The sequence below is a fragment of the Chryseobacterium sp. UF-290 genome, assembly GCF_058245615.1.
This window is the reverse complement of sequence record NZ_JBSICB010000003.1, coordinates 90,475-103,066: the sequence shown is the minus strand read 5'-3', so window position 1 is coordinate 103,066 and position 12,592 is coordinate 90,475. Positions and strand designations below refer to the sequence as shown.

At 38.2% G+C, this 12,592-nt stretch carries 15 protein-coding genes; 11 read left to right on the top strand and 4 right to left on the bottom strand.

Translation table 11 applies throughout. The features are described from left to right. The first annotated feature begins 130 nt into the window (after nt 1-130). The 4 genes from AC4IF5_RS04410 (at nt 131) to AC4IF5_RS04395 (ending at nt 3,229) form a co-directional block, all read left to right on the top strand. Complete coding sequence (locus AC4IF5_RS04410; RefSeq protein ID WP_490732059.1) at nt 131-655, top strand: biopolymer transporter ExbD; 525 nt, start codon at nt 131-133, stop codon at nt 653-655. A gap of 109 nt (nt 656-764) precedes the next feature. Then, nucleotides 765-1,547 carry an alpha/beta fold hydrolase gene (locus AC4IF5_RS04405; RefSeq protein ID WP_490732058.1) on the top strand — a complete coding sequence of 261 codons (783 nt, stop codon included), beginning with the start codon at nt 765-767 and terminating at the stop codon, nt 1,545-1,547. Nucleotides 1,548-1,552: 5 nt separating this feature from the next. After that, the gene (locus AC4IF5_RS04400; RefSeq protein WP_490732057.1) at nt 1,553-2,359 is read left to right on the top strand and encodes a hypothetical protein; all 807 of its coding nucleotides are present in this window, start codon (nt 1,553-1,555) and stop codon (nt 2,357-2,359) included. Nucleotides 2,360-2,407: 48 nt separating this feature from the next. Beyond that, nucleotides 2,408-3,229 (top strand): patatin-like phospholipase family protein, encoded by an 822-nt coding sequence (locus AC4IF5_RS04395; RefSeq protein ID WP_490732055.1) that lies wholly within the window; start codon nt 2,408-2,410, stop codon nt 3,227-3,229. Between the two features lie 51 nt (nt 3,230-3,280). Here AC4IF5_RS04395 and AC4IF5_RS04390 read toward each other — a convergent pair whose 3' ends face one another. Continuing rightward, on the bottom strand, nt 3,281-4,285 hold the full coding sequence (locus AC4IF5_RS04390) for a DHH family phosphoesterase (protein ID WP_490732053.1): 1,005 nt from the start codon (nt 4,283-4,285) through the stop codon (nt 3,281-3,283). A gap of 235 nt (nt 4,286-4,520) precedes the next feature. Between AC4IF5_RS04390 and rpmH the strand changes: the two genes are divergently transcribed. Together rpmH and AC4IF5_RS04380 are read left to right on the top strand one after the other, a co-directional pair. Next, nucleotides 4,521-4,679 carry a 50S ribosomal protein L34 gene (gene rpmH / locus AC4IF5_RS04385; RefSeq protein ID WP_002976260.1) on the top strand — a complete coding sequence of 53 codons (159 nt, stop codon included), beginning with the start codon at nt 4,521-4,523 and terminating at the stop codon, nt 4,677-4,679. Nucleotides 4,680-4,832: 153 nt separating this feature from the next. Next, complete coding sequence (locus tag AC4IF5_RS04380; RefSeq protein ID WP_490732051.1) at nt 4,833-5,543, top strand: cell division ATP-binding protein FtsE; 711 nt, start codon at nt 4,833-4,835, stop codon at nt 5,541-5,543. 75 nt (nt 5,544-5,618) lie between these two features. Here AC4IF5_RS04380 and AC4IF5_RS04375 read toward each other — a convergent pair whose 3' ends face one another. Genes AC4IF5_RS04375 through AC4IF5_RS04365 form a run of 3 tightly spaced genes read right to left on the bottom strand, consistent with a single transcriptional unit; the run spans nt 5,619 to nt 8,366 of the window. Further along, nucleotides 5,619-6,326 carry a tRNA1(Val) (adenine(37)-N6)-methyltransferase gene (locus AC4IF5_RS04375; RefSeq protein ID WP_490732049.1) on the bottom strand — a complete coding sequence of 236 codons (708 nt, stop codon included), beginning with the start codon at nt 6,324-6,326 and terminating at the stop codon, nt 5,619-5,621. Beyond that, nucleotides 6,326-7,780: an ATP-binding protein gene (locus AC4IF5_RS04370; protein WP_490732047.1), complete on the bottom strand. Its 1,455-nt coding sequence runs from the start codon at nt 7,778-7,780 to the stop codon at nt 6,326-6,328. Before AC4IF5_RS04370 ends, AC4IF5_RS04375 begins: the two co-directional genes overlap by 1 nt. 1 nt (nt 7,781) lies before the next feature. Continuing rightward, nucleotides 7,782-8,366 carry a riboflavin synthase gene (locus tag AC4IF5_RS04365; RefSeq protein ID WP_490732045.1) on the bottom strand — a complete coding sequence of 195 codons (585 nt, stop codon included), beginning with the start codon at nt 8,364-8,366 and terminating at the stop codon, nt 7,782-7,784. A 48-nt stretch (nt 8,367-8,414) separates the two neighbouring features. Here AC4IF5_RS04365 and pdxA point away from each other — a divergent pair, with 48 nt between their 5' ends. The 5 genes from pdxA (at nt 8,415) to accC (ending at nt 12,508) form a co-directional block, all read left to right on the top strand. Continuing rightward, entirely contained in the window at nt 8,415-9,506 is a 1,092-nt protein-coding gene (gene pdxA / locus AC4IF5_RS04360; RefSeq protein ID WP_490732043.1) for a 4-hydroxythreonine-4-phosphate dehydrogenase PdxA, read from the top strand. Nucleotides 9,507-9,590: 84 nt separating this feature from the next. Beyond that, on the top strand, nt 9,591-10,121 hold the full coding sequence (locus AC4IF5_RS04355) for a YceD family protein (protein ID WP_490732041.1): 531 nt from the start codon (nt 9,591-9,593) through the stop codon (nt 10,119-10,121). A 67-nt stretch (nt 10,122-10,188) separates the two neighbouring features. Then, nucleotides 10,189-10,392 (top strand): 50S ribosomal protein L32, encoded by a 204-nt coding sequence (gene rpmF, locus AC4IF5_RS04350; protein ID WP_002976251.1) that lies wholly within the window; start codon nt 10,189-10,191, stop codon nt 10,390-10,392. Nucleotides 10,393-10,519: 127 nt separating this feature from the next. Beyond that, a complete protein-coding gene (gene accB / locus AC4IF5_RS04345; protein ID WP_101239216.1) occupies nt 10,520-11,002 on the top strand; it encodes an acetyl-CoA carboxylase biotin carboxyl carrier protein in 483 nt (160 codons plus the stop codon). Between the two features lie 150 nt (nt 11,003-11,152). Continuing rightward, nucleotides 11,153-12,508: an acetyl-CoA carboxylase biotin carboxylase subunit gene (accC, locus tag AC4IF5_RS04340; protein ID WP_490732038.1), complete on the top strand. Its 1,356-nt coding sequence runs from the start codon at nt 11,153-11,155 to the stop codon at nt 12,506-12,508. Nucleotides 12,509-12,592 lie beyond the last annotated feature (84 nt).

Sequence of the window (12,592 nt, the reverse complement as noted above, 5' to 3'; positions counted from 1 at the left end):
TTATTTAATTAAAATGAAAAATTATTAACGGATTTCAATTTTAGGCATCAACTTTGTATCAACTCTTCAAAATCACGATCGGGTTTTTAAAGTTTTCATCAAATACCGTTTAACATTTAAAATAGTAATTATGGCTGAAGTAATCGCACAAGAAAAACAGAGCAGCAAGCAAAAGAAAAAAATGATCAGAGTAGACATGACGCCTATGGTTGACCTGGGGTTTCTGCTCATCACATTCTTTATGTTCACAACCAATTTTACCAAACCCAATGTAATGGATCTGGGATTACCCGCAAAAGGTCCTGACAGACCATTTATTGACGAAGCAGTCATCAAAGACAAAAACCAGGTCACTTTTATCCTTGGAAAAGACAACCGTGTATTTTATCATCAAAGCAACCAGAAGGATCTTAATACAGGCAATCTCAAAGAAACTGATTTCAGTGGAATCAAAATCTCAAAAATCATTTCTGAGGCTTATAAAAATGCTCCGGCTCCTGAAAAATTCACGGTGATCATCAAACCTACCGATGAGGCCAACTACAAAAACTTTGTAGATATGCTGGACAATATCGCCATTGCGAAAAAAGAAAGGTATGGAGTAACCGACATTAAGCCTTGGGAAACAAAAGTTTACAAAGAATTAACTCAATAAAAATAAAGGGCATTTTAAAAATGCTCTTTTTTGTTTACATTTGAAAGTAAAATTGAACCACAGCAGATCATTTGCTGTATTATTTTTAACCTTTATAATTTTTGGAATCATGCTGAACTTTGAAAGAAAAGGAAATGGAAAAGAAACGTTAGTGCTCCTCCACGGTTTTATGGAAAATCTATCGATATGGAGTGATATGGAACCTCATCTTTCTTCAGATTTCTCATTGTTAAAAATTGACCTTCCCGGCCACGGCCAGTCTGAAATTCTGGGAGAAGTTCACACCATGGAGCTGATGGCAGAGGAAGTAAAACAAGTTTTGAATGACCAGAATTTAGAAAAGGTGCATTTACTTGGTCATTCCATGGGAGGCTATACTTCATTGGCTTTTGCTGAAAAGTATCCTGAATCCTTAAAAAGCTTAACCTTATTTTTCTCAACATATTTTGCCGATGATGAAGAAAAAAAACAACAGCGCATCAAAAGCTACAGGATCATCCAGGATGCTTTTGCTCATTATGCCAGGGCCGGGGTCCCCAACCTGTTTAACCCAAACGAAAGAGATATTCTGGAAGGAAAAATAGAAACAGCATTGGAAACGGCACTTTCTACCAACAATATGGGAGCGCTTGCCTGTGTAAAAGGCATGGTAGAAAGAACAGACAAAAAACATATCATGCAGAATCTGGAAGCTAAAATCTTAGTACTGGCAGGAAAGCATGACAGCGCGGTAAAAACGGATGTCATGATCAGAAATCTCCCTGACAGAACAAACATCAAGTCCTACATCCTGGATTGCGGACACAACGGACATTGGGAGAAACCCGGGATCTGTGCCGAGATCATCAACACCGAGCTGTTGCATAATCTTCCTAAAAAGCTGGTATTTTAAAATCTATGAGAATTGTTATAGCATCCACATTGTTTCTTGTCTTTTTAAGCTGTAAAAAAGAGAACAAGCCTTCTGATAAAGCTACTATTACAACCGATACTGTATCGCTCAAAGCTGATACTCTAAGCATAGTTCCTCCTAAAGAGGAAATATTTAATTTTGTTACAGAGCTATGTGACAATAAGGGATATTTTGACAGTCAAAAATACACCAGAGAGGAAATCGAAGGAACTTACAAACTGTGGTTCGAGCTGAGCGGATCTCTGCTGGACACTCCATCTGTATTTAACCTACGGGGCTTGCAGGAAATAAGAGATAATAAAGATCAGATCCTGGCAAAGCTCGATAAGGATTTTGCAGAGAAAAAAAAGCTGATTCAGAATCTTAAGATCGTCAATATACCATATTGGCAAAACGTAAAAAAAGTACAGTATGAGGCTCTTGTACAACGGTATGAAATGGAAAAGATACGAATAGCAGCCTATTCTGATCCCTCTATCCTCCTTAAGAACAATACATGTCAGAATTTCGCCAAAGCCTTAAATTCAAGTGACGAGCAAATGGTTGAGGAATGGAGAAAGCTCCGGGAAGAAGCAAGCAAAAACAATGCGGATCCGGAAAGAATCATGAGCGAGTTCAATGATCATTTGAATTCACCGGACAAAAAGGATTACGCGATCATCGATCTGATCACTTTTGGCTGGGGCAATTGTGCCAATGGTAAGATCAAAAGGGCAAGCATTGATGAAAAGATGAACAAAGCATTCTATTCTCTATTCCTTAGGACCGATTCTGAGTGTGATGAACCTTAGTCAGTGTTTATAAAAAATCCTGTATATTAGTAGAGAATAATTGTTTCAATGGGTTTATTCTCGTTCAAAAAAAAGAAACCACCGGTTATCGGGCTTACACTTTCAGGCGGAGGAATGCGTGGGATTGCCCATATTGCCGTCCTGAAAGCTTTGGAAGAATACAACCTTAAACCTCATATTATTTCAGGAACCAGCGCAGGCTCTATTATCGGTGCTTTTTATTCCTTTGGAAAAAGTCCGGATGAAATGATGGAGATTGTGCGACGGACTACTTTTTTTTCGAGGTCTGCCCTGAAATTATCTAAAAACGGAATTTTCAGCTCAGGTTTTATTTTAAAGCTATTCAAAGACTATTTTCCGGAGGATAATTTCAATATCCTGAAAATTCCTGTTTATGTAGCCGCGACGGAAATGACCCACGGCATTGTCGACTTCTTTTCTGAGGGAGAATTATTTACGCCTTTACTGGCATCATCAAGCGTTCCATTTATTCTTCCCCCTGTCAGAATAGGAGAAAAAATATATGTGGATGGGGGCGTCCTTGACAATCTTCCTATTGAACCTATTATTGACAAATGTGATTTTCTGATTGCCTCCCATGTCAACTCGATCAGCTATGATGAACTCAACAAAATGAGCCTGATGAAGGAATTCGACCGGATTCTTCACCTGGCCATTGCCAAATCGGTTTATTCTAAGGCAAAACATTGTAATATATTCCTGGACCCTCCGAAAATGACGAAATTCAGCCTTTTCAATAAGAAATATATAGATGATATGTTTCAGCAGGTGTATGAATATACCTGTCAGGAGCTTGAAGAGAAAGGATACAGGAAAGGTTTGAGAGCTGAAGAATCAGAGCGTTTATAATACAACAACTTCCATCTGAACACAGACTTTGTTTTTATCTTTTCGGCCTTCTTACAAGCTTTCGCTTTCCACTTTGCTCTTGAACGTTTCTATGGTTCCCTGTAAGGATTCATATGATTTTCCGCCAGCGGCGTTAATGTGTCCTCCTCCGCTAAAGTATTTTCTCGAGAATTGGTTAACGTCTACATCATCTTTACTTCTGAAGGAAATTTTTACAAAATCTTCATACAGATCTTCCATGAAAAATGCAGACATTTTCACTCCGGCAATGCTTAGGCCGTAGTTTACAAAACCTTCCGTATCTCCCTTCTGGAAACCAAACTCTTTAAGCTCATTTCTTGTAAGGCTTAAAACAGCTACTTTTCCATCATTCACCACTTCTATTCTTCCCAGCACCAAAGCAAGCAAGTGAAGGCGGGAAACGGTATTCGTGTCCCAGGTATTGGAGGTGATCATCGCAGGATCCGCTCCATTTTCTATAAGGTTGGCGATAATTCTGTGCGTAGTGGCGCTGGTAGAACGAAAACGGAATCCTCCGGTATCGGTCATGATTCCTGTATAAAGGCATTCTGCTATATTCTGATTCACCAGTTTTTCATCATTCAGCGCTTCAATGAAATGATAGATCATCTGTGAAGTGGCAGGTATTACCGTATCGGAATAGACAAAATCAAATTTTTCCGGCTGCTGATGGTGATCGATAAGAATTTTCTTCCCTTCAGCCCTTACCAGCCAGTCTCCTAATAATCCTATTCTGGATGGAGAATTAAAATCAAGACAGAAAATAACATCTGCCCCGAAGATCATATCAGAAGCCAGCTTTCTTTTATATTCTGCAATAATCACTTTTTTAGCCTCAGGCATCCATTTCAGAAATTTCGGAAAATCGTTTGGTACAATTACCTCAGCATGGATTCCTTTTGCCTGCAAATAATGTTTCAACCCCAGGCTGGAACCAATAGCATCACCATCCGGATTATAGTGGGTAAGGATAACTATTTTGTTTTCAGGTGCAAGTAATGTATTGATCTCTAAAAGTTCTGCTGGTGTAAACATCTTGTGTTTATTTTCGTTAAAATTTAAGTTTTCAAAGATAGAGCTTTTATATAAATCATTTAAATATTATTTTTGCACCGGGAATTTGGTTTCCTATGAGGGGTTTATAAAAGTTTGATAAAAAAACATCTCATATAATTTTAAAAAAAGATAATTAAAGTTTGTAACTTATAAAATTTTATATATCTTTGCAACCTGAAAATTAATAGATTAATTACGATTTAAACATATAGTAATGAGTAAAAGAACATTCCAGCCATCAGAAAGAAAGAGAAGAAACAAACATGGTTTCAGAGAAAGAATGTCTACGCCAAATGGAAGAAGAGTTTTGGCTGCGAGAAGAGCTAAAGGCAGAAAGAGATTAACTGTAAGTGCTGCACGCGCTAAGAGATAATTTCTATATTATCATATACAAAACATGCTTGAGAAGTTTCTTTTCAGGCATTTTTTGTTGTTAAAATTTATTAAAATTAAAGTCAGATAGACTTCTTTTTTCTATTTTTAGAGATTGAAATTTTTTGATAGAAATAGCCTTTAAAATTACATTATGCCACATACCAATATCTCCGGAGACAATATCATAAGTTTACAGCATGCAAAAATTGCACAAAAAAACTTTACTGTTCTTTCTGATGTAAATCTTAACATTAAAAAAGGTAGATTCTGCTACCTTATCGGAAAAACAGGTTCCGGAAAAAGCTCACTTCTGAAGACGCTTTACGGACATATCCCTTTAGCATCAGGACACGGAGCCGTTGTAGGATTTGACCTGGCAAAACTAAGACCTTCAGACATTCCTAACCTAAGAAGAAAATTAGGAATCGTATTTCAGGACTTCCAGTTACTTTCTGACAGAACTGTTGAAAAAAATCTAAAATTCGTCCTTGAAGCTACCGGATGGAACGATAAGGTAAAAATAGAAGACCGCATCAATGAGGTACTGGGAAGCGTGAACATGAAGAGTAAAAAGCACAAAATGCCCCACGAACTTTCCGGAGGTGAGCAGCAGCGTATTGCGATTGCACGAGCACTTCTAAACCACCCTGACCTTATCCTTGCCGATGAGCCTACAGGAAACCTTGACCCGGAAACTTCCAACGAAATCATGACCCTGTTGAAGCAGGTGGCCCTTGAAAACGGCGCTGCGGTAGTAATGGCAACACACGATTACCACATGATCCAAAACTTCCCCGGAGAAGCGATCAGATGTGAAGACGGAAAAGTATCTGTATTGGATACCTCAGAATTGTTTGAATAAACAAAATTAAAAAATTGAGAGATTCAGAAATTAAGAGATTACAATACCTATAGCAACCTTTCTAACTTCTAATTTCTAATTTCTAACTTCTTTCTTAAAAACATGAAACTCTTTTGTGAGTTCAAGATATTGGTCCGAGTATATTCTCGGACTTTTTTCTATGGTAAATTCAGATTCCTCAGGATTTTTTTCCGAAGGGGAAAACTCCAGGACCAGTCTTTTTATTTTTGAGTTTTCAATGCCTTTAATATTTACCCTGCGAACCAGAAACAGATTATTTTCTTTTGCAGCTGAAATAAAAATACCTCCGGCCTCAACAGGAATAATAACCGATAAAAGTCCGTTCTCAGATAAAATTTTTGATGCCCTGGTAATGAGTTGACTGAAATTTAACTCAACTGTCTGGCGGGCAATCTTATCTTTTTCTGATCCGGATTCATCAAAATAAGGAGGGTTGGAAACAATCAGGTCAAATTTTTCTTCTGTTTCAAAAGTTTTAAAATCCTGATGCATATTTTTGAGCCTTTCCTGAAAAGGAGCATTTTCAAAGTTGATCTTAGTAAGCCCGGCAGCTTCTTCATTAATATCCAATCCTAAAAAATCCGCATGCGAATTTCTTTGCGCCAGCATGAGTGAAATCAGCCCCGTACCCGTTCCGATTTCCAGGACATGGGAAGCCTGCCCTACATTCGCTAAGGCCCCAAGCAGAACCCCGTCTGTTCCTACACGGAAGACCCCTTTGGACTGCTGAATTTCAAACTGCTTAAATTTAAAAGGCTTCACTATAAATTGGTAGGTAATGTAATGATGAATGTTGACCCCTTTCCTACTTCTGATTTCACGGAGATTTCTCCTTTATAATCTTCGATCATTTTTCTTACCATAGACAACCCGAGCCCCATTCCGCTGGTTTTGGAAGTAAAGTTGGGCTCAAAGATCCTTTCATACATATTGTCAGGAATCCCGATGCCGTTGTCCTGAACAGAAATAATTACTCTTCTCTGATGCTGCTCCACGTCTACGTTGATGATCAGTTTTCTTTCATCACTTTCAGCCTGCTTGGCATTGGTAACAAGATTGGTAATAATCCTGGAGAGGTAAATCCTATCCATATTGATCATAATATTATTCTTATTGGCATGCATGAAAATACTATCATCATTGAATACACGAAGAATGTCTTCCACTTCCGTATTCAGATTGATCACCTCATTATTTTTTTCAGGGAGTTTTGCAAATTCAGAGAAAGCAGAAGCAACCGTAGCGATCAGATCGATCTGATCCACCATTGTCTTACTCATCTGTTTTACCCTTTCTTTGATATTCGGATCTTCCGGATCAAATTTTCTTTCAAAATTCTGAATGGTGAGCTTCATAGGAGTAAGCGGGTTTTTCACTTCATGAGCCACTTGTTTCGCCATTTCCCTCCATGCTTCCTCAGAAGCTTTAAAGCGCAATCTCTCCTTCTGATCCTGAATCTGAAGGATCATCCTGTTGTAAGCTCTTGCCAAAGCATTAAGCTCATCATTTTTATAATACCTGATAGGACGCATTTCATTTTCAAACAATGTAATACGGGTAATCATATCAGAGAACTTGGTAATTGTTTTCGCCAGGCTATTGGAAGTTACCCAGCTGATCCAGATACTGAAAAGAATAAGGAATATATCGACTAAAAGAATATATTTTACATATTGGTGAAGCACCTCAAGGTAGGCAGATTCATTATGATATAAAGGAATATAAACGACGCCGATCGGCTCAAGCTCATTGTTCTTCAAAAGCAGATATGAAGAGGTAAGCCTGGCTTCTTTAGCCGAATCATACCTGGTCATATCAACCCTGGCGTCAGTCGCCAGGATCCTGTTGATAATTTCTATAGACAACGTTTTCTGATCGATCAGGCTTTCATCTTTATTGGAAAGCAGATAGTTTCCTTTCAAATCGTAGATCACGATATCATGCTGATTGATATCAGCAATTTCAAAGATCTTATTTCCTAAAACTTTCGGAAGGTCTTTTGTTTCTACAAGTGTACGGCTCACCGCATAGTCCAGATACCTCATTACAGCATTGGTCTTCTCCTGCATATCGATATTACTCTGCTGCAGAGAGTTATTCCTCAGCACAAAATAAGGAACAAGCGAAGTGGCCACAACACTTAAAAAACATACCAGCAGAAAGCCGAAAAACACCCGGTTCCTTAAGCTATATCCTTTATATTTATTAATTGACATCCTACTTTTTAATTAACCTAGCAATATACTTACCAATGATGTCAAATTCCAGGTTAACTTTATCACCAATTTTCAAATGCTGCATATTGGTAAATTCCCAAGTGTAAGGAATAATCGCTACGGAGAACTGCGTATCTTCGCTTTTTGCAACGGTAAGACTGATGCCGTTTACTGTAATAGACCCCTGAGGAACGGTCACAAAATTTCCGTCTGATTCGTATTGTATGGTAATGAAGTAGCTTCCGTCTTTATTTTCTATTCCAACCACTTCACCGGTTTTATCAACGTGCCCCTGAACAATATGTCCGTCTAATCTTCCGTCCATCTTCATGCATCGCTCAAGGTTAACAACAGTTCCCAGTTCCCAGTTCCCAAGGTTAGTTTTTTCCAATGTTTCGTTGATAGCCGTTACCACATATTGATTGTCTTTGATCTCAACCACAGTAAGACAGCATCCGTTATGTGCCAGGCTCTGATCGATTTTAAGCTCGTTTGTAAAAGGGCATGTCAGGGTGAAATCTATGTTGCTTCCTTTTTCTTCAATTTTCTCAATAATGCCAACTGCTTCAATAATTCCTGTGAACATATTATTTTTTGCTAAATTTGTAAATTATAATCTTCAAAGATAATCAAAATGAGCCCAAAAAACCATAAAGTACGAGTAGGAATTTCAATCGGTGATTTCAACGGCATCGGTCCCGAGATCATCATGAAGTCTCTGAAAGACAAAACCATTACAGATTTTTTTACTCCTGTAATTTTTGGTTCGGGGAAATTATTCACTTATCAGAAAAATATTTTTAAGCTGAATCTTAATTTCAACTACGTTAATGAAGCTTCGCAGGCTCAGGCAGGAAAACTGAATATGGTCAATCTGACGAAAGAAAATGTCAACGTAGAGCTGGGCGTTCCTACTGAAGAATCCACCAAAATGGCCATTGATTCTTTGGAAGCAGCTACTGAAGCTTTGATAAAAGGAGACATCGATGTTCTTGTAACCGCTCCTATCAATAAAGATGAAATGGTAAAAATGGGCTTTAAGCATGCCGGACACACCGGATATTTTGAAGAGAAGTTCAACAAAAAAGGATTGATGTTCCTTGTCACTGAAGACCTGAAAGTAGCGGTTTCCACGCATCATATTCCCATTGCCAAGGTAGCTGAGAATATTTCTAAGGAAAAGATCAAAAAGCAGATCAAAGTGCTGAATCAGACACTTGTAGAAGATTTCTGCATTCAGAAACCTAAGATCGCCGTTTTAGGATTAAATCCTCATTCCGGAGACGGTGGTGTGATCGGAACTGAAGAAATTGAGATCATCGCACCGGCTATTAAAGAACTTTCTGATAATGGAATACTGGCATTCGGGCCATTCCCTGCCGATAGTTTCTTCCAGCCGAGCAAGTATACAAATTTCGATGCTGTTTTAGCGATGTATCATGATCAGGGATTAGCGCCGTTCAAAACATTAGCTTATGAAGAGGGGGTAAATTATACAGCAGGCTTACCGTTTATCAGAACTTCTCCGGATCATGGAGTCGCTTATGATATTGCGGGGAAAAATATTGCCGATGAACAGAGTTTTACAGAAGCTATTTTCACTGCGATCAAAGTTTTTAAAAACAGAAGTGAATACGCCGAACTGATGAGCAATCGCCTTCAACCGAGAAAAATGGTTGTTGACAATGGAATAGATGAAGATCTTCCTGATGAAACTGAAGCATAAATCTTTAAAACAAATTTTAAATTAATTTGTTTTAGATTTTATTTGTTATTATAAAAAAAATGCATATTTTTGCACACTCATTTTATGGACAAGTTAAGAAACTATGACGTAAGCTTTTCCGGACTTAAAAACGGAAAACATGAGTTCAGGTTTGAGATAGATAAAACGTTCTTTCAATTATTTGACACTGAACAGGAATTTACAAATCCTAGAATAGAAGTGAATGTCTTACTGGACAAGCACACTACCTTTTTAGAATTTGAGATTAAAATAAAAGGATTGGTTGAACTTGTTTGTGACATCACGAACGAGAATTTTGACTATCCTATTGAGAATGAAATCAGGATTCTGGTGAATTTCGGTGAAGAATATGATGACAGCAATGAAGATGTCATTACGATTCCTACCGGAGAGCATGCTTTCAATGTAGCCCATTTGATCTACGAAAATGTAATGCTTTCTATCCCGATGAAAAAAATATCACCGAATGTCAGTGATGAAGATTTAAAAATTCTTGACCGGTTCAGCCCGAAAGAAGTTGAGGAAGCTGAAGAGAAAGAACATGAAAGTGACCCGAGATGGGATGCTTTAAAAAAATTAAGAGACAAAAATTAAATAAAATAATTTAAATATGATGAGATGATGAATCTCATCGCTCATCAATTAAAAAAGTTATTAGAAAATGGCACATCCAAAGAGAAGACAGTCGTCTACAAGAAGAGATAAGAGAAGAACTCACTACAAAGCTGTAGTTCCTCAATTAGCTAAAGATGCAACAACAGGAGAGCTTCACCTATATCACAGAGCTCACTGGCATGAAGGAAAACTTTACTACAGAGGTAAAGTAGTATTGGAAAAAGAAGTAGCTGCTACTGAAGAAAACTAAGAGACGCTTTTCATTGAAAAAGCCTCATTTTAATACAAAAACCGCCCAATTTTGATAAAATTCGGCGGTTTTTTGTTGTTTTTTACGTTTTTTTGGTATCTTTGGAACAAAATCAAATATCAAATTTATGGACATTAAAGACATACAAAATCTTATCAAGTTTGTATCTAAGGCTGAAGTTTCAGAGGTAAAATACAAAACTAAAGATTTCGAAATCACTATTAAAACTCCATTAGCTGGAAGCGAAGCTGTTTATGCACAACCTGCAGTATACCATACTGCTCCACAAGCAGTAGCTGCTCCGGCACCTGTTGCAACTCCGGCTGCTGCACCTGCTGAGAAAGCTGAAGCTGCATCTGATGACAGCAAATATGTAACGATCAAATCTCCAATGATCGGTACTTTCTATAGAAAACCATCTCCTGATAAGGACGTATTTGTAAATGTAGGTGACGAAGTTTCTGTTGGTAAAGTAGTTTGCGTAATCGAAGCCATGAAGCTATTCAACCAGATCGAGTCTGAGATCAGTGGAAAAATCGTTAAGATCCTGGTTGACGATGCTACACCTGTAGAATACGACCAACCATTATTCTTAGTAGATCCATCTTAATTGAAAAGTTAGATGTTAGACATTAGATGTCAGAAGATGGAAGCGGGAACAAGGATGCTGGAAGTTTACAGCTTTGATTTTATCCCATTCGCATCGTCGCATCACCGCATTATCTAATTTTCAAATTATCTAATTTTCAAATTAAAGAAGATGTTCAAAAAAATATTAATAGCCAATCGTGGCGAAATTGCAATGCGTATTTTACGTACTTGTAAAGAAATGGGGATCAAAACCGTTGCGGTATATTCTACTGCAGACAAAGACAGTCTTCACGTAAGATTTGCTGATGAAGCGGTTTGTATTGGTCCTGCGATGAGCAAAGACTCATACCTTAAAATCCCTAATATCATTGCGGCAGCTGAAATCACCAATGCTGATGCTATTCACCCAGGTTACGGATTCTTATCTGAAAATGCTAATTTCTCAAGGATCTGCCAGAAGAACGGTATCAAATTTATCGGTGCCTCTCCTGAACAGATCGAGAAAATGGGAGACAAAGCTAATGCCAAAGCGACCATGAAAGCAGCAGGCGTACCTTGTGTACCCGGTTCTGACGGTTTGATCGAATCTTACGAAATAGCAGCAAAAACGGCAGAAGAAATCGGTTATCCGGTGATGATCAAAGCGACTGCCGGTGGTGGTGGTAAAGGGATGAGAGCCGTTTGGAAAGCTGAAGACCTTAAAGACCACTGGGAATCTGCAATTCAGGAAGCTGTGGCAGCCTTTGGAAACGGAGGTATGTACATGGAGAAACTGATCGAGGAGCCTAGGCATATTGAAATTCAGGTTGCAGGAGACCAATTCGGTAAAGCTTGTCACCTTTCTGAAAGAGACTGCTCCGTACAGAGAAGAAATCAGAAGCTTACTGAAGAAACTCCTTCCCCTTTCATGACAGATGAACTTCGTGAGAAAATGGGTGAAGCAGCTGTAAAAGCAGCGGAATTCATTGGATACGAAGGGGTAGGAACCATCGAATTTCTTGTAGACAAGCACAGAAATTTCTATTTCATGGAAATGAATACAAGAATCCAGGTAGAGCACCCTATTACAGAGCAGGTCATTGATTATGACCTGATCAGAGAACAAATTCTTCTTGCTGCAGGAACTCCTATTTCAGGAATCAACTACTACCCTAAATTACATTCAATCGAATGTAGAATCAACGCGGAAGATCCTTACGCAGACTTCAGACCGTCTCCGGGAAAAATCACAGGATTAAACATCCCTGGCGGACACGGAATCAGAGTAGATACTCATGTGTATTCCGGATATACAATCCCCTCTAACTATGACTCTATGATCGCTAAGCTTATCACTACGGCTCAGACCCGTGAGGAAGCTATTGCTAAAATGAGACGTGCCCTTGAGGAATTCTATATTGAAGGCGTAAAAACAACAATTCCTTTCCACAGACAACTGATGGATAATGAAGATTATCTTGCAGGAAACTATACGACAAAATTCATGGAGGATTTTGTAATGGATAGAAAATACGATAATCACTAAGATTATTTTAAAATAAAAATTTGAAACTGTCTCTATTTGAGGCAGTTTTTTTATGGTGTCAGGTATTGAAACCTTTTATTTCCG